The sequence below is a fragment of the Amycolatopsis sp. NPDC033938 genome (genome assembly GCF_055575975.1).
Genome location: NZ_JBVIRO010000026.1, coordinates 1 through 18604 on the forward strand (window position 1 = coordinate 1; position 18604 = coordinate 18604).

17 protein-coding genes are annotated in these 18604 nt (G+C 68.6%); 6 read left to right on the top strand and 11 right to left on the bottom strand.

Annotated features, from left to right (window positions below; genetic code table 11):
• Window positions 1–144: 144 nt before the first annotated feature.
• Window positions 145–1161, bottom strand: coding sequence for an endo-1,4-beta-xylanase (locus tag ACZ5ZX_RS38015; protein WP_465506832.1), 1017 nt, complete (start codon window positions 1159–1161; stop codon window positions 145–147).
• 38 nt (window positions 1162–1199) lie between these two features.
• Between ACZ5ZX_RS38015 and ACZ5ZX_RS38020 the strand changes: the two genes are divergently transcribed.
• On the top strand, window positions 1200–2249 hold the full coding sequence (locus tag ACZ5ZX_RS38020; protein ID WP_465506833.1) for a LacI family DNA-binding transcriptional regulator: 1050 nt from the start codon (window positions 1200–1202) through the stop codon (window positions 2247–2249).
• On the opposite strand, the gene ACZ5ZX_RS38025 is transcribed toward ACZ5ZX_RS38020, so the two are convergent.
• The 4 genes from ACZ5ZX_RS38025 to ACZ5ZX_RS38040 are packed head-to-tail and all read right to left on the bottom strand — an operon-like array spanning window position 2210 to window position 8317.
• Window positions 2210–5227 (bottom strand): glycosyl hydrolase 115 family protein, encoded by a 3018-nt coding sequence (locus ACZ5ZX_RS38025; RefSeq protein ID WP_465506834.1) that lies wholly within the window; start codon window positions 5225–5227, stop codon window positions 2210–2212. The two genes, ACZ5ZX_RS38020 and ACZ5ZX_RS38025, sit on opposite strands and share 40 nt — an antisense overlap.
• Window positions 5228–5244: 17 nt before the next feature.
• The gene (locus ACZ5ZX_RS38030; protein ID WP_465506835.1) at window positions 5245–6063 is read right to left on the bottom strand and encodes a carbohydrate ABC transporter permease; all 819 of its coding nucleotides are present in this window, start codon (window positions 6061–6063) and stop codon (window positions 5245–5247) included.
• The gene (locus tag ACZ5ZX_RS38035) at window positions 6063–7028 is read right to left on the bottom strand and encodes a carbohydrate ABC transporter permease (RefSeq protein WP_465506836.1); all 966 of its coding nucleotides are present in this window, start codon (window positions 7026–7028) and stop codon (window positions 6063–6065) included. Before ACZ5ZX_RS38035 ends, ACZ5ZX_RS38030 begins: the two co-directional genes overlap by 1 nt.
• The gene (locus tag ACZ5ZX_RS38040) at window positions 7025–8317 is read right to left on the bottom strand and encodes an ABC transporter substrate-binding protein (protein WP_465506837.1); all 1293 of its coding nucleotides are present in this window, start codon (window positions 8315–8317) and stop codon (window positions 7025–7027) included. The genes ACZ5ZX_RS38035 and ACZ5ZX_RS38040 overlap by 4 nt, the downstream gene beginning before the upstream one ends.
• Window positions 8318–8450: 133 nt before the next feature.
• Between ACZ5ZX_RS38040 and ACZ5ZX_RS38045 the strand changes: the two genes are divergently transcribed.
• From ACZ5ZX_RS38045 to ACZ5ZX_RS38055, 3 genes are read left to right on the top strand one after another with little or no spacing between them, the layout of a single operon-like run.
• Window positions 8451–9485 (top strand): LacI family DNA-binding transcriptional regulator, encoded by a 1035-nt coding sequence (locus tag ACZ5ZX_RS38045; RefSeq protein ID WP_465506838.1) that lies wholly within the window; start codon window positions 8451–8453, stop codon window positions 9483–9485.
• Complete coding sequence (locus ACZ5ZX_RS38050; RefSeq protein WP_465506839.1) at window positions 9482–11776, top strand: beta-xylosidase/alpha-l-arabinosidase; 2295 nt, start codon at window positions 9482–9484, stop codon at window positions 11774–11776. Before ACZ5ZX_RS38045 ends, ACZ5ZX_RS38050 begins: the two co-directional genes overlap by 4 nt.
• A complete protein-coding gene (locus tag ACZ5ZX_RS38055) occupies window positions 11773–13017 on the top strand; it encodes an SGNH/GDSL hydrolase family protein (protein WP_465506840.1) in 1245 nt (414 codons plus the stop codon). The genes ACZ5ZX_RS38050 and ACZ5ZX_RS38055 overlap by 4 nt, the downstream gene beginning before the upstream one ends.
• On the opposite strand, the gene rraA is transcribed toward ACZ5ZX_RS38055, so the two are convergent.
• Both rraA and ACZ5ZX_RS38065 read right to left on the bottom strand, forming a co-directional pair.
• Window positions 13007–13492: a ribonuclease E activity regulator RraA gene (gene rraA, locus ACZ5ZX_RS38060; RefSeq protein WP_465506841.1), complete on the bottom strand. Its 486-nt coding sequence runs from the start codon at window positions 13490–13492 to the stop codon at window positions 13007–13009. The two genes, ACZ5ZX_RS38055 and rraA, sit on opposite strands and share 11 nt — an antisense overlap.
• A complete protein-coding gene (locus ACZ5ZX_RS38065; RefSeq protein WP_465506842.1) occupies window positions 13489–14094 on the bottom strand; it encodes a TetR/AcrR family transcriptional regulator in 606 nt (201 codons plus the stop codon). Before ACZ5ZX_RS38065 ends, rraA begins: the two co-directional genes overlap by 4 nt.
• A gap of 61 nt (window positions 14095–14155) precedes the next feature.
• Here ACZ5ZX_RS38065 and ACZ5ZX_RS38070 point away from each other — a divergent pair, with 61 nt between their 5' ends.
• Window positions 14156–14404, top strand: a complete 249-nt coding sequence (locus ACZ5ZX_RS38070; RefSeq protein WP_465506843.1) for a hypothetical protein — start codon at window positions 14156–14158, stop codon at window positions 14402–14404.
• A 1-nt stretch (window position 14405) separates the two neighbouring features.
• Here the strand turns inward: ACZ5ZX_RS38070 and ACZ5ZX_RS38075 are convergent, their stop codons facing one another.
• The 3 genes from ACZ5ZX_RS38075 to ACZ5ZX_RS38085 are packed head-to-tail and all read right to left on the bottom strand — an operon-like array spanning window position 14406 to window position 16516.
• On the bottom strand, window positions 14406–14963 hold the full coding sequence (locus ACZ5ZX_RS38075; protein WP_465506844.1) for a hypothetical protein: 558 nt from the start codon (window positions 14961–14963) through the stop codon (window positions 14406–14408).
• Between the two features lie 33 nt (window positions 14964–14996).
• On the bottom strand, window positions 14997–15617 hold the full coding sequence (locus tag ACZ5ZX_RS38080) for an NAD(P)-dependent oxidoreductase (protein ID WP_465506845.1): 621 nt from the start codon (window positions 15615–15617) through the stop codon (window positions 14997–14999).
• A complete protein-coding gene (locus ACZ5ZX_RS38085; RefSeq protein ID WP_465506846.1) occupies window positions 15614–16516 on the bottom strand; it encodes an EamA family transporter in 903 nt (300 codons plus the stop codon). Before ACZ5ZX_RS38085 ends, ACZ5ZX_RS38080 begins: the two co-directional genes overlap by 4 nt.
• 79 nt (window positions 16517–16595) lie before the next feature.
• Between ACZ5ZX_RS38085 and ACZ5ZX_RS38090 the strand changes: the two genes are divergently transcribed.
• Entirely contained in the window at window positions 16596–17480 is an 885-nt protein-coding gene (locus tag ACZ5ZX_RS38090; protein ID WP_465506847.1) for a LysR family transcriptional regulator, read from the top strand.
• Between the two features lie 259 nt (window positions 17481–17739).
• Here the strand turns inward: ACZ5ZX_RS38090 and ACZ5ZX_RS38095 are convergent, their stop codons facing one another.
• Window positions 17740–18594, bottom strand: coding sequence for an NAD(P)-dependent oxidoreductase (locus ACZ5ZX_RS38095; protein WP_465506848.1), 855 nt, complete (start codon window positions 18592–18594; stop codon window positions 17740–17742).
• Between the last annotated feature and the right edge of the window lie 10 nt (window positions 18595–18604).

An 18604-nucleotide genomic window follows, 5' to 3' on the forward strand; every position in this document is an offset into this window, starting at 1 on the left:
TCGCGACGACCTCCACGAAGCCTTCCTCACCATCGGCTGCGCCATTATCTGCTGGCGCCGACTCAAAGCCCACTCATTCTGTTAGGACCCCTAAGACACCTTTGGCCTTAGCCCCGAGTCGCCACTCACGAGGCTTGAGGCAGGTCAGGGATTGATGCGGGTGTAAGCCGGTTTCGGCCGCAGGTTCGTGTCGAACAGGCAGGCCGCGCCCTCGCCGGGGAACGTGTCCGGCACCCACGAATGGCGATCGGTGAAGCCCCAGGTCGTGAACTCCACGCATCGCCGCACGGCGTGGCAGCCGTCCCACAGTTGCTTGAAGTAGTTCGCCTGCGTGTCCAGCTTGGCGGGATCGGCCGGCAACGGGATGCGGACGTCGGCCTCGGTGACCGCGACCTCGACGCCCAGCGCGGCGAAGCGGGCGAGGTTCGCCTGGTAGCCGGCGGGGAAGCCGTACTGAATGGCCAGATGGCCTTGGAAGCCGACGCCGTCGATCGGTACACCCTGCCGTTTCAGCGTCCGGACCAAGTTGTACAGGGCGTCGCTCTTCGCGTTGAGCCCTTCGGTGTTGTAGTCGTTGATGTACAGCTTCGCCGACGGGTCCGCCGCCCGGGCCCAACGGAACGCGTCGGCGACGTAGCCGTCACCGAGTTTCTGCTGGAACACCGACGCGCGGCGGGTGCCGTCGTCGTTGAACATCTCGTTCACCACGTCCCACGCCCGGATTTTGCCCTTGTACCGGCCCATTTCGGTGGCGATGTGCCGCCGCGTCACCGAGCGCAGTTCACCGGCGGGGAGATCGTCCACCCAGTCCGGCAGCTGGCTGTGCCAGACGAGGGTGTGCCCGCGGACGGTCTTTCCGGTCCGCTGGGCGTAGCCGACGATCGCGTCGGCGCCGGACCAGTCGTACCGGCCGCGCTCCGCCTCGACGACACCCCATTTCATCTCGTTCTCCGGGGTGACGTTGTCGAATTCACGGGTGAGCACGGACCGGTAATCGGCTTCATTGGCGAGGTGATTCGCCGCGACCGCGCTGCCGACGTAGCGATTTGTGCTGCTCTTCAACGGGACGGCGGCCGAAGCCGGGATCGAGTTCACCACCGAAATACCCGCGACGGCGACCAAAAGCGCGACGGCCCGTCTTGCGGAGATCTTTTTCTTCATGGGTCTCCTTTTCGTTGATACGACGTAGAATCCTTGGCATGTCAACGGAACCTCGGATCACCATCAGCCGGATAGCCGCCGAAGCAGGCGTGTCCGTGCCGACCGTTTCCAAGGTCGTCAACGGCCACCCCGACGTCGCCGACAAAACTCGGGCCAGGGTGGAGGAATTGATCCGTAAATTCGGCTATCGGCGACGCGCCGACCAAAGATCGCAGCGGTCGCGCCTGCTGGAACTGATGTTCCACGAAATCGAAAGCACCTGGGCGCTGGAAATCATTCGCGGTGTGGAGAGCGTCGCCCGCGAGAACGGGATGTCGGTCGTCCTCGCGGAATCGTCGGGCCGCCACACCCCCGCGCACGACTGGCTGGAAAGCGTGCTCACCCGCCGCCCGGTCGGCATCGTTTCGGTCTGCTCCGACCTCACCGCCGGACAGCTGGCGAAACTGCGGGCCCGCGACATCCCGCTGGTGGTGATCGACCCGGCCGGGCAGCCCGGACCGGAGACGCCCTCGGTCGGCGCCACCAACCGGCAGGGCGGGCTGACCGCCACCCGGCATCTGCTCGACCTCGGCCACCGGCGGATCGCGGTGATCGGCGGCCCCGACGGAGTACTGTGCAGCCGCGCCAGGATGGACGGTTACCGTGCCGCGCTGGAGGCCGCCGGTCAGGCCTTCGACCCGGCCCTGGTGCGCCGCGGCGATTTCCATCCGCGCTCCGGCTATCGGCAGCTGACCTCACTGCTCGCCCTCCCCGACCGGCCGACCGCCGTGTTCGCCGGCAGCGACCTGCAGGCGCTCGGCGTCTACGAGGCCGCCCGTGACGCCGGCCTGCGCATCCCGCAGGACCTGAGTGTGATCGGCTTCGACGATCTGCCGCTCGCGGGCTGGCTGACCCCGGAACTCACCACGATCCGCCAGCCGCTGCGGCAGATGGCGGCCGCCGGGGCGCGGCTCGCCATTTCGCTGGCACAGGGCCGGGTCCCGGACAGCCACCGCATCGAACTCGCCACCAGCCTCGTGGTCCGCGACAGCACCGCGCCGCCCGCCGGTCATCTGCCGAGCCGGACGCTCTCCGGCGGCCCGAGGTAGCTGTGCCTCAGCCCGCCGGTGTCGACCACCAACTTCTGCACCACGACCGTCGGGTCCACCATCCAGAACTTCAGCACACGCGGCCCCGGCGAGCCGATCACGTGCCGGGTCGAGGTCAGGTTCACGTTGTCCGAAGTGGTCCATTCCCACTGCCGGTTCATGGTCATGTCGTCGGCACCGGTCGCCTTGGTGATGTTCACGACCTGCGGCTCCGCGTCGTCGAACGACACCGCGTACCGCAGTCCGTCCCCGGAGAGCACGTTGCTTCGCGGCGACAAGAAGGCCCACACGGTGACGGTTCCCGGGGTGAACAGCGTCATCCGGTATTCCAGACGCGGACCCGCGCCGGGTGCTTGGCTCGGTGCCGTCACGGGGAACGGGGTCATCCCGCCGCCGGTCCGGCCGATGTCCGGGATATGCCGCCACGACACCCCGGCCGTCCCGACGTTCGCCGTATGGTGCTCGGCCTCCATCGACACGTATCCCCCGGCCTCGATGAATCCGCGCCGCCACGAGCCGGGCAGTTCCGGATTACGGACGATCGCCTCGACGCGTACTTGCCGTCCGGCGCCGGACACGGTGAGCGGGACCGTGGTGGTCCCTCGGGGCGCACGAGTCCAGTCGACGCTCACGGCGATCCGGAGTTCCTTGTCCACGCGTCCGTCGCGCGGTTCGACGCGCACCCAGGGGACGTCGGCGGTCACCGTGCAGCGGAACGGTGTCCGCCCACGGTTGAACACGTCGATGTACTGGCCCGGCGCGCTCTGGAACGGACTGAACTCGGGCAGCCGCGGGGTACCGGGCGCGGCCGGCCACCACTGTTCGGAGCCGTCGACGGCGACGCCGAGTTCGGCGGCTTCCGGCAGGTCGATCCGCCGCACGGCGGGGAAGATCTCGTCCGGCAGGGCGACGTTGTTCTTTTCGGGCTGCTGCCAGGGCGCGTTCGGGCCGTAGCGGGCGACGTCGCCGTAACCGATATGCGGCTGGGTCTGGAAGCCGCGCCATTTCCCGCCCGCGATACCGGTGTTGAACTTCTCCGCCAGCGCCAGGTCGTCGGCGAACCGGGCTTCGGTGACCGCGGCGAGGTCGTTGGCCGATGCCCTCCCCTGCGCCGCGTACAGCAGATTGGTGAACTCGGCGCGCCGCAGCGCGTAGAGGTTGGCGGACGCTTTCACCGCGTAGAGCACGAGTTCGTAGTAGGCGTCTCGGTAGGCGGCGGGCAGCCGGGCGGAGATCTTCTCGGCTTTCGCGCTGAGCTTCTGCCATTCCTCGGTGACACGATCGAGTTCGCGGTAGTTCACGAGGCTGAACGGCGTCGCCTGGTCGTCGTACACGATCGGCGTTCCCGGCGTGATCCGGCGGTTGAGCAATTCGGGTTTGCGGCGGGACTGCAGCCGCCCGTAGGTGTGCAGGACCTCGGCGATCGCAGCCGCCGTACCCGGCCCGAAGTTCGTCTCGGCGAACCCGCGCTCCCAAGTGGACAGTCGCTCCAGCGGCAAGGCCCGCGGATCCCAGGCGTAGTCGAGGAAGAACTGCAGCGGTAGTTCGTTGCCTTTCATGTCCCCGGCGTTGACCACCCACAACCGGTCGGTCCCGTAGGCGACGGCCTGGTTCAGCTGCTCCCAGACGTTCGGCAAGAGGTTCGTGTCGACCCATTTGTAGTTGCGGCCGCCGCCCACGTAGTCGAAGTGGTAGTAGAGCCCGTATCCGCCCGGATGCCGTGGCAGTGTCTGGTCGGGGTGCTTGCGGATGTTGCCCCAGTTGTCGTCGGTGAACACGACTATGACGTCGTCCGGCGGCCGCAAACCCTTCTCCCAATACCGCTGGACCTCCTTGTAGAGCGTCCAGACCTGCGGCACCGTCGTCAGGTCACGGCCGGTTTCGCGGGCGAGGATCTCTCGTTCGGCGGCCAGGATCTCCCGCATCAGCTCGATCCCGTCGCCGTCGGGCAGGCTGACGTCGCCGTTGCCGCGCATCCCGAGCGTGACGACGCCTTCGAAATCCTCGCGGACCATGCGCCGGATACCGTCGGCCCAGTAGGCCTTGACCGCTTCGGCGTTGCGGCGGAAGCTCCACTCCCCCGTGCCGCCGTACGGGTCATGACCCGCGGACGCGTGCCGGTTCCATTCCTCGATCCCGCGCATCATCGGCGCCTCGTGCGACGTGCCCATGACCACGCCGTACTCCTTGGCCGTGGCGTGGTTGAGCGGATCGTCCTCGGCGAAGGCGCGCCCCCATACCGCCGGCCACAGGTAGTTCCCCTTGAGCCGCAGCAGGGTCTCGAACACCTTCGCGTAGAAGGCGCTGTTGAAGCCGTTCGGGAAGCCGGCCGCGTGACCCGGTCCGAAATGGGACGGCGCCCAGGTGCCCAGCGCGGGGTTCTCGTCGTTGATGAAGAACCCGCGGTACTTCACGTGCGGCGTCCCGAGGCTGAACCGCGCCCCGGGCACGGACAACTCGTCGGAATGCAGCACCGGCACGTCGTCCCACCAGTACCAGGGCGAGACACCGATCCGCCGGGACACCTCGTAGACGCCGTAGATCACGCCGCGCTGGTCACTGCCGGTGAGGACGAGCCTTCCGTCGACGACCTGGCTGAGCGACGTCTCCCACTTCCCCGCGATCCCGGCGACGTCCAGCTTCCGCGCGGCGACGAGGTCGTCGACCAGCGGACTGTGCCCGAGCGTGCCGATCAGCACGACCGGCCCGGAATCCGGCGGCCGGTCGAACACCAGCTCCGGCCGGACACCGGTGACTCGTTCGATGTCGTCCCGGAGATCACCGGCCACGCGGCGGACTCCCGGTTTGTCGCGGGAACTCACCACCAGTGTCGCGGCCTTGCCCCGCGCGACCAGCGGGAATCCGCCCTTCTCGGGTGCCGCCTCGGCGACTCCCGGAGTGAACGCGGTACCTGCGCCCAGCACGGCGAGCAGCCGCAGGAAATCCCTGCGGTGCACGGCTTGCTCGTCGGACGTCATCTTCGACCTCCTGGAAGTCAGCCCTTCACGGATCCGGTCAGTCCGCCGACGATGCGGCGTTCGGCGAGCACGAAGAACGCGAGCGCGGGGATCATCGACAACGCGGTGAACGCGAGTACGCGCGCGGTGTCTTGCGAGTACTGGGATTGGAACGTCGCCACCCCGAGCGGCAGCGTGAAGTTCGCGGAGTCGTTGAACACCAGCAACGGCAGCAGGTAGAAGTTCCAGCTGGTCACGAACGCGAGGACGGCGACGGTGGTGAGCGCGGGCGCGGACAGCGGCAGCAGGATCCGCCAGAAGAAGCCGAGCCTGCTCGCTCCGTCGAGGACTGCGGCGTCCTCGATCTCCCCGGGGATCGCCCGCATGAACGGTCGCAGGATCACGATGGTGACCGGCAGCGAGAACGCCGCTTCGGGGATCGCCACGCCCCAGAAACTCTCCAGCATCCCCAGCTGACGCAGCCACAGGTACAGCGGCAGGGTCGCCACCCCGAGCGGGAACAACAGGCCGAGGGTGAAGAGCGTGTAGAAACCCTCGCGGCCCTTGAACTCGTACCGCGACAGCGCATACCCCGCCATCGACCCCAGCACGACGGTCAACGTCGTCGCGATGACCGCGATCAGTGCGCTGTTGCCCAGAAACGTCCAGAACGCGGACGAGCCGAGGATCGCCGCGTAGTTGTCCCACACCCAGGGCCCCGGCAAGCCGGCGGGCGAGGCGTTGATCTGCGCGGTGGTGCGGAATCCGCCCAGCACCACGAACAGCAGCGGCACCACGGTGATCCCGAGGACGGCGATAGCGGCGATGTATCCGATCGGCGTCCCGGCGCGGCGCATCAGCCCACCATCCTGGTCAGCGCGCCGTCGGTGTCGCGGCGCAGGGCGAAACGCTGATACAGCAACGCGAAGACGAAACAGACCACGAACAGGATCACCGCGACGGCACTGCCGAACCCGAACTCGTACCGTTTGAACCCGTGGTCGACCAGATAGGTCGCCATGGTCGCCGACGCGTTCGCCGGACCACCGAGGGTCATGATCCACACCAGGTCGAACAGCTGCAGTGAACCGATCACCGACAGGAACACCCAGATCCGGATGGTCGGCCCGAGCAGTGGCAGCACCACGTGCCGGGTGGTCTGCCAGGCCGACGCGCCGTCGAGCGCGGCGGCTTCCCGCAGTTCGGCGGGCACGCCCTGGAGCCCGGCCAGCAGCAGGATGATGCCGAAGCCGATGTACTTCCAGGTGATCACCGCGAACAGGGTGTAGAGGACGATCCCGGGGTCGGCGAGCCAGTGCTGGACCAGCCCGCCGAGGCCGATTCCGCGCAACATCTGGTCCACGAAGCCGTCCGGCTGCAGCATCAGCAGCCAGATGACCGCGGTGATCGCCTCCGACAGCACGTAGGGCGCGAACACGAGGGCGCGGAGGACGGCGCGGCCGCGCAGTTTGCGGTTGAGCAGCAGCGCCAGGCCGATGGACAAGGGCAGCTGGACCACAAGGGACAGTCCCGCGATGATCAGGTTGTGCCCGATCGCGCCCTGGAACACCGACCCGGACAGCGCGTCGGTGTAGTTGTCGAGACCGACGAAGTCGTCGAGCGGACCGAAACCATTCCACTCGTAGAGGCTGTAGAACCCCGCGATCCCGATCGGTACCAGCACGAACCCGACGAACAGCACCAGCGCGGGCCCGAGCAGGAACGCCAATTCCAGCTTCTTGCGCGTCCCTGGCCGCCGCGTCCGGACCGCGGGTGCGGGCGGCCGCGCCGCCGCCCGCACCCGCGTGTCCGTCGCCGTCACTTGTCGCCCGCCGCGGCCTTGTTGACCGCGTCGACGATGCCTTCCGGGGTGCCCTGTCCGGCGAAGAAGTCCGCGACGGCGTCGTTGAGCGCGGCACCCACCGCGGTCGGGAACGCCTTGTCGAAGTACATCTGCAGATACGGCGCCTTCTGCCCGTAGTCGAAGACGGTCTTCAGCGACTCGGTCTTGAGGGACTTGGCCGCCGACGCGGTCATCGGCAGCCCGGCACCCTTCGCCGCGAGCTGGTTCTGCACCGGCTCACTGCCGAGGTACTGCAGGAAGTCCGCGCAGGCCTTGGCCGCGCGGGTGGTGCAGGAGAAACCGTCGCCGCCGCCGAGCACCGCGGCCGGGTCACCGGCTCCGCCCGGTACCGACGGGAACGGGAACCAGCCCACCTTCGAGTCGAGGTCCTTGTCCTCGGTGAGCGAGGACATCGTGCCGGGCTCCCAGTCGCCCTGCAGTTCCATCGCCGCCTTGCCGTTGGCCACCAGCCCGGCCGAACTGCCGGCGCCCTGCTGGGCGGGGGTGCCGGTGAACCCGGGCTGGAACGGCTGGGTGGCCAGGAACGCCTGTAGGTCGCGCCCGGCCTTGGTCCAGCACGGATCCTCGAGTTTCACCGCCTTGACCGACTGTTTCAGCGTGTCGGCCGAGCAGGCCCGCAGCGCGAAGTAGTTCCAGTAGAAGGCGTCCGGCCAGCGGTCCTTGCCCCCGACCGCGATCGGCGTGATGCCAGCCTGCTTGAGCTTGGCGACGGCGGCGTTGAGTTCGTCCATTGTGGACGGCGGCGACGTGACCCCCGCTTGCGCGAACAGGTCCTTGCGGTACCAGAAGCCGACGAAGTGCTGCTCCCACGGGATTCCGTACTGCTTGCCGTCGACCTGCCAGCTCTCGGCGAGTTTGCCAACCGAACCGAGCCAGCCCTTCGCCGCGTCGGTCAGATCCGCGACCTTGCCCGAGGTGGCCTGCGAAGCCAGTTCGCCGCCGCCCCAGGACTGGTAGACGTCCGGTGGCTCGTTCGACTGCAGTGCGAGCGGGACCTTGGTGGTGAACTCCTCGTTCTGCAGCGGCTGCCCCTTGATCGTCACCTCGGGATGCGCCTTCTGGTAGTCGGCGACGACCTGGGCCCAGATCGATTTGATCGGGTCGGTGGTGCCGTTGTGCCACCAGGTGAGGGTGACCGGCCCGCTGGGCTCTGCCGCGGTCTCGGTGCCCCCAGAGCAGCCGGCGAGCGCGAGCGGGACGGCCGCCGCGAGCGCGGCGGCGGCGGGGATTCGGCGGTTCGAAAACATGGTGAGTCCACTCCTGACGACTTCGGCCGAGTAGGACGGGGCGTGACTGCGCCCGGACTGGCGATGAGTTTGCGCGCCTCGAATTCCTATGTCAATCGTTGTCGATAACGTTTTACATGGCTAGTCTGAGCGCATGCAGCCCAGTTCGAGGGTCACGATCCGTGACGTCGCGGCTCGTGCCGGCGTCTCCGTGGCCACGGTGTCCAAAGTGATCAACGACCGCTACGGCGTCGCCGCCGCGACCCTGGCCAAGGTCCGTGCGGTGATCGACGAACTCGGCTACGAGGCGAGCCTGGTCGCCCAGAGCCTGCGCAACCACAAGACGAACGTGATCGGGATTCTGGTCGCCGACCTCGAACCGTTCTCCACCGAATTGCTCAAGGGCGCGGCGGACGCCATCCGGGGCACCGGCTACGAACTGGTCGTGTACTCGGCGGGCGGCCGCACCGGTGATCTTTCGGGCTGGGAAAAGCGTTACCTGTCAAGGCTTTCCGGTACGCTGGTCGACGGCGCGGTACTGGTCACGCCGGTGGCCTCACTGGAGGCCGTCCCCGGTACCCCGGTGGTCGCCGTCGATCCGCACACTGGGCCCTCCACGGTGCCGACCATCGATTCCGACAACCTGCGCGGCGCGCAGCTGGCGACACAGCATCTGCTGGATCTCGGCCACCGACGGATCGGTTTCCTCGCCGGACGGCCGGATCTCGAATCCGCCGAACTGCGCAAGACCGGGTACCTGCGGGCGCTCACCGCGGCGGGCGTGCCGATCGACGAGGACCTGATCCGGCTCGGCGCCTACGATCCGGAGGTCTCCGCCCGGTCCGCTCACGAACTGCTGACCGGCGAAGACCGGCCGACGGCGGTGTTCGCCGCCAACGACATCTCGGCGATCGCGACCGTCGGGGCCGCCGCGGAACTCGGCTTGTCGGTACCGGACGACCTGTCGGTGGTCGGCTTCGACAACGTCCCCGAGTCCGCGCTGTGCAGCCCGCCACTGACCACAGTGGACCAGCCCATCCGCGAGATGGGCCACCGCGCCATCACCCTGCTGATCTCGCTGATCAGCGGGGAACCCGAGGAACAAACCCACATCACCCTCTCCACCGGTCTCGTGGTGCGCCGCTCGACGCGCGCCCTCGACACTCAGACGAAGGGCGGACGGCCTTGACCACGCAGCCCAGCGCGTCACCCCGGCCATGGCACGACACCACCGCGGATCCCGCGGACCGGGTCCGTGCACTGCTGGACCGGATGACCTTGCGGGAAAAACTCGCTCAGCTCTACGGCGTCTGGGTCGGCATCGACTCCGGCGGCGAGATGGCCCCGCACCAGCACGACTTCGCCGAGGCGGCACTGGACTGGGACGGCCTCGTGCAGCACGGTATCGGGCAGCTGACCAGGGTGTACGGCACCCGGCCGGTCGATCCGGTGATCGGCGCGCGCAGCCTGGCCCGCACCCAGCGGGAGATCGTCGCGAGCAGCCGGTTCGGTATCCCGGCGCTGGTACACGAGGAGACGCTCACCGGTATCGCCGCCTGGCAGGCCACGGTCTACCCGTCGCCGCTGTGCTGGGGAGCGAGTTTCGACCCGGATCTGGTGTATCGGATGGGGGCACGGATCGGCGAAACGATGCGCCGCCTGGGGGTCCATCAAGGGCTCGCACCGGTCCTCGACGTCGCACGTGACCTGCGCTGGGGACGTGTCGAGGAGACCATCGGCGAGGATCCGCATCTGGTCGGCACGATCGGCGCCGCCTATGTGGCCGGGCTCGAATCCGCCGGCGTGATCGCGACGTTGAAGCATTTCGTCGGCTACTCGGCTTCACGTGCCGGTCGCAACCTCGCGCCGGTGTCGGTCGGGCCGAGGGAGCTGGCCGACGTGCTGCTGCCGCCGTTCGAGATGGCGCTGCGCGCGGGCGCCCGGTCGGTGATGAACGCCTACATCGACAACGACGGCGTCCCTTCCGCCGCGGACACCGCCTTGCTCACCGATCTGCTGCGCGACACCTACGGGTTCGCGGGAACCGTGGTCGCGGACTACTTCTCCGTGTCGTTCCTGTACAAGCTGCACGGTGTCGCGGCCGATCGCGGCGATGCCGCCGGACAGGCGCTGGACGCCGGGATCGACGTGGAACTGCCCACTGTGGACTGCTACGGCGAGCCGCTGCTCGCCGCGGTGGAACAGGGCGCGGTCGACGCCGCCGTCGTCGATCGCGCCCTGGAGCGGGTCCTGCGGCAGAAGTGCGAACTCGGCCTGCTGGACGAGGACTGGTCACCGGAGGTACCGGACGAGATCGACCTCGACGATCCGGAATCCCGCGCGCTGGCGAGGGAAATCGCCGAACGCTCGATCGTGCTGCTGCGCAACGACGGCATCCTTCCCGTGGCACCCGGCCGCCGGATCGCGGTGGTCGGCCCGCGGGCGCACGAACCCGGCGCGATGCTCGGCTGCTACTCCTTCCCGATGCACGTCGGCGTGCACCATCCGGAGGTGCCGTTCGGGGTAACGGTCCCGACCGTGCTCGACGCGCTCGGCGAGGACCACGAAGTCACCTACGCCCTCGGCTGCCCGGTGCTCGGCGGCGAGGACGAGGACATCGCCGCCGCCGTCGCAGCGGCCAAAGAGGCAGAAATCTGCGTCGCGGTGCTGGGCGATCGCGCGGGCCTGTTCGGCGGCGGCACCTCGGGTGAGGGATGCGACGCCTCGGACCTCAAGCTTCCGGGACGGCAGGAAGAACTGCTCGAAGCCCTGCTCGCGACCGGGACACCGGTGGTCTTGGTGCTCCTTTGTGGACGGCCGTACGAGCTTTCGCGGCAGGCAGACCGCCTCGCCGCGATCGTGTGCGGTTTCTACCCCGGAGAAGAGGGCGCGGTCGCGCTGGCGGGTGTCCTCAGTGGACGGGTCAACCCGTCCGGCAGGCTTCCGGTCGGGTTTCCCGGCGAGGAGGCGTCCCAGCCGTCGACCTACCTCACGGCGCCGCTCGGGCTGCGCAGTGAGGTCAGCACGGTCGACCCGACCCCGTTGTTCCCGTTCGGGCACGGGCTTTCCTACGGTGACGTCAGCTGGGACGACGTCACGGTGTCGGATCCGTCGTGGCCGACGGACGGCAGCTGCCGGGTCCGGGTGACCCTGAGCAACGAATCCGGCCGGGCCACGACCGAAGTCGTCCAGATCTACCTGCACGACCCGGTGGCGGAGGTGGCCCGTCCGGTCCAGCAGCTGATCGCGGCGAAGCGGGTCGATCTGGCCCCTGGCGCGACCGAGGTCGTCGAGATCGGGTTGCACGCCGATCTGACGTCCTACACCGGTCGGGCGGGTAAGCGGATCGTCGAACCCGGCGACGTCGAACTGCGGGTCGGGACGTCGAGCGCGCGGATCGTCGAGGCCATCCCCTGCACGTTGACCGGTCCACGCCGCGAGGTCGGCTTCGATCGGGTACTCGCCCCGGATTTCGCATGAAACGCAACTGGCTCGTCAGCCTGCTCGCGGTACTGGCGGTCGTGACCGCCAGTGCTCCCGCGTCCGGTCAGCAGTCCGTGGAGGCCGCGCGGCACTGGGTGCACACCTGGACCGCGATGCCGCAGCTCACCGAACCCGGCAACATGCCGCCGGCGGAGTTCATCCGGAACGGCGTCGTACTGCCGGACACGACCCTTCGGCAGACCGTGCGTTTCTCGGTGGGCGGCGACCGGATCCGGTTACGCTTCTCCAACGCCTTCGGGGGTGCGCCGCTGCCGATCACCTCGGTGTCGGTCGCGGTTCCGCTCGGCGGGAAGGCGGGTGCCGCCGCGATCGAGCCGGGCAGCGCGCGGCCGGTGACCTTCCGTGGCAAATCCGGCGCCGTCGTCCCGGCAGGCGCGCTGGTCGTCTCCGATCCGCTGGACTTCTCCGTACGTGCTCAGGAGAACGTGACGGTGACGGCCTACTTCGCGCGAGGACAGGCCTCGACGGCGATCACGTCGCATCCCGGTTCCCGCACGACGTCCCATCTGCTCGCGGGCGATCACGTGTCGGACGCCGCGCTGCCCGGCGCGACGCCGGTCGATCATTGGTACTTCCTCAGCGGCGCCGAAGTATTCGGTCCGAAGAGGACGGAGGCGGCGGCCATCGTCGGCGACTCGCTGACCGACGGCCGGGGTTCGACCACCAACGGGAACGACCGCTGGCCGGACCGGCTGGGGCTGCCCGGCGTCGCGGTGCTGAACCAGGCCGCCGGGGGCAACCGCGTACTCGCGGACGGGCTCGGCCCGAACCTGCTGTCCCGCCTCGACCGGGATGTCCTGGCACAGAGCGGGGTTTCGTGGCTGGTGGTGTTCGAGGGCGTCAACGACATCGGCACCGCCGCCGCGACCCCGGAGGCGCAACGACAGGTCGCCGCCGATCTGATCGACGCCTACGACCAGATCGTGGTCCGGGCGCAAGCGCACGGGATCCCCGTCTACGGCGCGACTTTGACGCCGTTCGGCGGCAACACCGGTTACGACACCCCGGATCGCGAAGCCACGCGGCAGACGGTCAACACCTGGATCCGCACGAGCGGCCGGTTCGACGCCGTACTGGATTTCGACCGGGTCGCCCGAGATCCACAGGTTCCGTCCCTGCTGCTGCCCGCCTACGACGTCGGCGACCACCTGCACCTGAGCCCGGCCGGATACCGGGCGCTGGCCGAGAGTGTCCCGGCGAACCTGTTCAGGCGGTGACCGCGGGGAGGACCACGACGCCGTCGTCGTCGGAATAGAGCGTGTCGCCGGGAGCGAAGGTCACTCCCCCGAAGCCGACCGGCACGTCGACAGCACCGGCGCCCGCCTTGGAACTCTTGCGCGGGTTCGTGCCGAGGGCCTTCACCCCGAGCGGGAGTTCGGCCAGTTCGGCGCTGTCGCGGACCGCGCCGTTGACGACCACGCCCGCCCAGCCGTTGTCGACGGCGGATTTCGCGATCATGTCGCCGGTGAGCGCACTGTGCAGGGAGCCGCCGCCGTCGACAACCAGGACGCAGCCCTCGCCGGGGGTGGCCAGCAGCTTCTTGACCAGGCCGTTGTCCTCGTGGCAGGAGATGGTCCGGATCGGGCCGGAGAACTTCCGGTGGCCGCCGAACTGGCGGAACTGGGTGTCGCAGACGCGCAGCCGGTCGCCGTGCTCGTCGACGAGGTCGGCGGTGGTGAAGGAATCGATCACGGCGACCGAGTGTAGGTGGGGAACACCGAGTCCAGCACGTGGGTGAGGATCGCGGCGGGATCGGCGGCCGGGGCCACCGTCTGACGCAGTGCGAGGCCGATGCCCAAAGCGCCCAGCATGACGACCGCCTGCTGCAGCGGCATCGCGGGTTCGAGGCGCAGACGCTTCGAATGTTCTTCCAGCAGGGCGACGACCTCGTCGTCGTGACGTCGCTGGATGGCGGCGATCATGATGGCGTTCTCGGGTTGCTGCGCTGTCGCGGCGAGCACTTCCGCGGCCGCCGCGCTCCATTTGGCCGCGTCCTTGTCCGCCACGTCGACGGGCGACAGCGCCGCGATCACGTCTTCGCGGGTGGCGGCCCTGGCGAGGGTTTCCCGCAGTCCTTGGAGATGGGTCTCGGCATTGGCTTCGATGATCGCCAGCCACAGCCCTTCTTTACCGCCGAAGTGTTTGTAGACGGCGCCGCGGGTGTACCCGGCGTCGGCCGCGATCTCCTCGACCGTCGCCGCCAGGAAACCACGGCTCAGGAACACCTGTCGTCCGGCGTCCAACAGCTGTTCGTGGGTGCGTCGCTGCTGCTCGGCGCGGGTCAGCCTGGTCATCGTCCACCAATTCAGTAACACTACGTTTCCAGAAACACGATGTTACTGTAGCGTGGGAGGCATGGAGCTCTTGGCCCCCTTGGCCGCGTTTCTCAGCCTGCCGCTCTTCCTGGCCGGATTCGCGTGGTACGCCGCACGTGCCCGCCGGGCGGGGGTGAGTCAGTCCTTGCTGGCGCCGCTCGAGGAGATCTGGGACCCGATCGCGCACAAGACCAACATCGAGATCCAGATCGAGGCCGAACGGAGTCCCGAGACGCCTTCACCCGGCGACCCGCCCGAACTGCGGTGGCGAGACGGTCGCGGCGCCTGAGTCACGCGGCGATCAGCTGTGCCCGTGCGTTGACGATCAGATCAGCGACTCGCTGGGCGTCGGCGACCTGGTACATCTCCAGTGCCGGCGGCGCCCACGCGCCACGGAGTTCGTTCTCACGAACTCGCGCCCGGCTCCAGCGGCTTCCGAACACGATCGTGCCGACGCCCGTCTCGTCGGCACACACTCGAGGTTCCAACAGGAGCCGGTTGAGCCAGACCCACCGGTACTCCGAGCCGTTCGGCCAGTTCGCGGCGAAGACGATCCGCTGATTCGTGACCAGGTACGTCGTGACCCTTGCCCGGGAACGCCGGTCGAGCAGTCGCTGGTACAGCACAAAGAAGAAGGCGAGCAGCAGCCCGGCGAACATCGGCACCGACGTGCCGATGTCGAGGAAGATCACCTCCAGGGCGACGACCGCAGGGAAAACCAGGAACGACGACACCATCCCCGTGTGCTCCGGAAACCACTTCTGCCGCCGCTGGGGCGAACCGCTCCACAGCAGGACTTCGCCTTCGTTCAACGGATACTTCTGCATCGAATCTCCCCAAGTCGTCATGGAGAGCACGCTCGATCCCGCGATCAGGTTGCCTCAGTAGCCGACGGTGAAATGCTTTTCGCGCCGCGGCCGCTCCAGCTCGTCCACGACGGCGATCGCGAGGTCTTCGGCGGAGATCCGGGACGAGCCGTCGACCGCGGTCAGGATCGTGGTCGTCCCCCGGCGATACGAACCGGTCCGGGTTCCGGGTTCGAGTATCGCGGGCGGACTCAGATACACCCAGTCCCCCACGTGCGCCTCGCATGCCTGCAGCTGCGCTGTGCTGGCCGAGGCGATGGTCCGCCATTCCAGCGGTACGAAGGCAGGGTCGTCGATGACGAGTCCGCCGGCGGGCGAGCGCAGCGGTCCGGCGCCGCCGACGACCAGTACACGGGTGCCCGCCGCGGCGTCGAGCAGGGCGGTGATGGTGGCGGCGACCGTGTCTTCCGCGCCGGGAGCCGGTCTTGTCGCGCTCACGATGGCGTCGGCACCGGCGAAGACGCCGCTCATGCGGTCGACGTCGGCGGCGTCGCCGCGCACCACCTCGACGCCCGGGTGGGCAAATTCGGGCTGGGTATCGCGGAACACGGCCGTGACGTGGTGACCGCGAGCGACGGCCTCGGCGACGACGCGGGAACCCACCATCCCCGACGCTCCGACGACGGCGATCTTCATCGGACGGCACCTTCCCGCTTGGTCTTCGGGGTGATCTGGCCTGCGACGATCGACGCCAGTGCGAGGGCGAAGCCGACGAGCTGGACAGGGCCGAGCGACTGGCCCAGCAGCGCGGCGCCGAGTATCGCGGCGACCATCGGCGAGAGCAGGCCGAGGACGGCGACCGAGGTGACCGGCAGGGACGTGATGCCCCGGAACCACAGGACGTAGGCGAGCAGGCCGCCGATCAGGCCGAGCCAGAGGTAACCGAGCCCCGCGTTCAGGTCGATGGCGGGCGGAGCGCCTTCGATCAGGAAGGTCACCGGCACCAGGAACAGTCCGCCCGCGGTGAGCTGCCACGCGGCGAACGCCGTCGGACCGACGTCCGCCGGGCGTCCCCACCGTTTGGTGAGCGTGACGCCGAGCGCCATGGTCGCGGCGCCCCCGAGTCCAGCGAGGACACCGACGATGTCGAAGCCCGCCGCGGGGCCGATCACGACCAGTCCGACGCCCACGATCCCGACGATTCCCCAGGCGAACCGCCACGCGGACGGGCTCTGCCTCAGGACGGCGACGGCGAGGGCGGCGACGAGGAGCGGCTGAGCCGCGCCGAGGGTCGCGGCGACACCGCCGGGTAGCCGCTCGGCGGCGAGGAACAGCAAGGGGAAGAACATCCCGATGTTGAGGACCCCGAGTGCGGCGGCCTTCGGCCACCAGGTGCCGCGCGGCAGGGTGCGGGTGATGGCCAGCGCGATCAAGCCGGCGGGCAGGGCGCGCATGAGACCGGCGAACAGCGGGTGCCCCGGCGGGAGGAGTTCGGTGGTGACCACGTAGGTCGTTCCCCAGACCACGGGGGCGAAGGCGGTCATCGCGGTGCCGGTGAGTCCGGCGGCGAGTGGTGTGGTCGTCAGCGTTTTCACGCTTTTCAGCTTCGTCGCCGAGGATCAATGAGTCCAACACATGTTTGTCACTTGATCCATCTTGATTCAAGATAGATCCATGGAGCTTCAGCAGATGCGCTACGTCGTGGCGGTGGCGGAGACGAACAGCTTCACGCGCGCCGCGGAACGGTGCCTCGTGGTGCAGTCGGCGTTGAGCCACCAGATCGCGCGACTGGAACGGGAGCTCGGCGCGCGGCTGTTCGAGCGCACCAGCCGCCGGGTGCGGCTCACCGCCGCGGGCGAGGCGTTCCTGCCCGCGGCCCGCCAATGCCTCGACGCCGCCGATCGTGCGGGAGCGGAGGTCGCCGCGGCCGTCGGCGAGGTCCGGGGGCGGCTCACGGTCGGCGTCATCCCGACCGTCGCGGCGGTCGACGTCCCGGCCGCGCTGCAGACGTTCCACCGGCGGTATCCGCAGGTCCGGATCGGTCTGCGGGTCGGCGCGAGCGGCCACCTGGTGGAGCAGGTCAAGGACAACGCTATCGAGGTCGCTTTCCTCGGCCTCCCGGTGTCGGATCGGCCGGAAGGCGTCGGCACCTGCGAACTGGCCCATGACGAGCTGGTCGCCGTGGTGGCGCCCGGCCATCCTCTCGCCGATGAGTCCGAAGTGGACTTGAACCGGCTTTCGTCGGAGGTGTTCGTGGACTTCCCGACCGGGTCGGCGGGGCGGGCCCAGACGGATCAGGCCTTCGCAGCCGCGGGAATAACCCGGGAGGTGGCCTTCGAGGTGACCGCCGCCGACTTCATGGCGCGGCTCATCCACCAAGGACTCGGTGTCGCGCTGCTGCCGTCGAAGTACGTGCCGAACCTGACCGGTGTGGTCGTTGTCCCGGTGACGGACGCGCCCGCGCGGATCGAACATCTCGTCTGGAATCGGCACACGGTCACTCCCGCGGCGAAGGCGTTTCTGGAGGTGCTGGGTGTCGTGATCGGCTCGCTGCCGTGAAGGCCTCCTTCCCTACCCTCAAGGTAGGTAAGGCCTCCTTCACGGACCTGCGCGAGGGTGGTGGTTCGGCGGGCATCGTCGCCCTGGTGCCGATCACGACCGGTGGACCGGAGACCGAGCGGGGAAGATTCCGGACGCTCAACGACCGAAATCCTCCCCACCCGACCGCACCGCCAACCAGCACAAGCCCCACACCAGTGGGTAAACAAAGACGAGTCCCTCAAGGAGGCCTTCACGGACTCGGTAGTCAGCCGAACCGTCAGCCTTCCTTGATGACCTCGTAAAGGCTGGTCCACGAGCTACGCCCATGCCCCGCGGCGATCGCCCGGTCGTAGTGCGACTTGACCGCCTCGGGCAGGACGACGTCGATCCCGGCGTCCCGGCTCGCCTGGACGATGTGGTCGGCGGTCGCGCCCATCATCGTCACGTTGGCCTCGTCGCCGGGGTGCTCGCCCTCCTCGACCTGCTTGGCGGCGTCCTCCAGGTAGTAGGCCAGCATCCCGAAGTTGTCCTTGGCGTAGGGGACGAACTTCTGGACGGGCACCCCTGCCGAGCGGATCAGCGCGCTCGCGTGCAGGAACACCGAGAGCGAGGTCAGGAAAATGTCCAGCTGTGCCTGGTAGAACAGCTGCGCCAGCCGGACGTCCTCGCCGACGAAGTCCGCCCGCCCGATCAGGGCCAGGGTGTCGCGGTGCTTCTCGAACACCTCGGACGGGCCGCTGTAGAAGACGTACGCCTCCTCCTTGCCCACCAACGCGGCGGGCACCATGACACCGCCGGCGATGAACTGCCCGCCCCGGGCCTTGACCCAGTCGGCGGCCTCGCGGGTCTTCTCCGGGGTGTCCGAGCTGAGGTTCACGATCACCTTGCCCGCCAACGCTTCTTCGGCCTTGCCGAGGATGTCGTACATCGCCGCGTAATCCGTGAGGCTGAGCAGCACCAGTTCTGACGCCGCCACCGCGTCGGACGGTGTCTCGGCACGCACGGCACCGGCGGCGACGACGCCGTCGGCGCGGGCGGCGGTGCGGTTCCAGACGGTCACGCCGTGCCCGTTCTCCAGGAGAACCCGGACCATGGCCTGTCCCATCGGGCCGAGCCCGATCAGTGTGATCATTGTTCTTTCC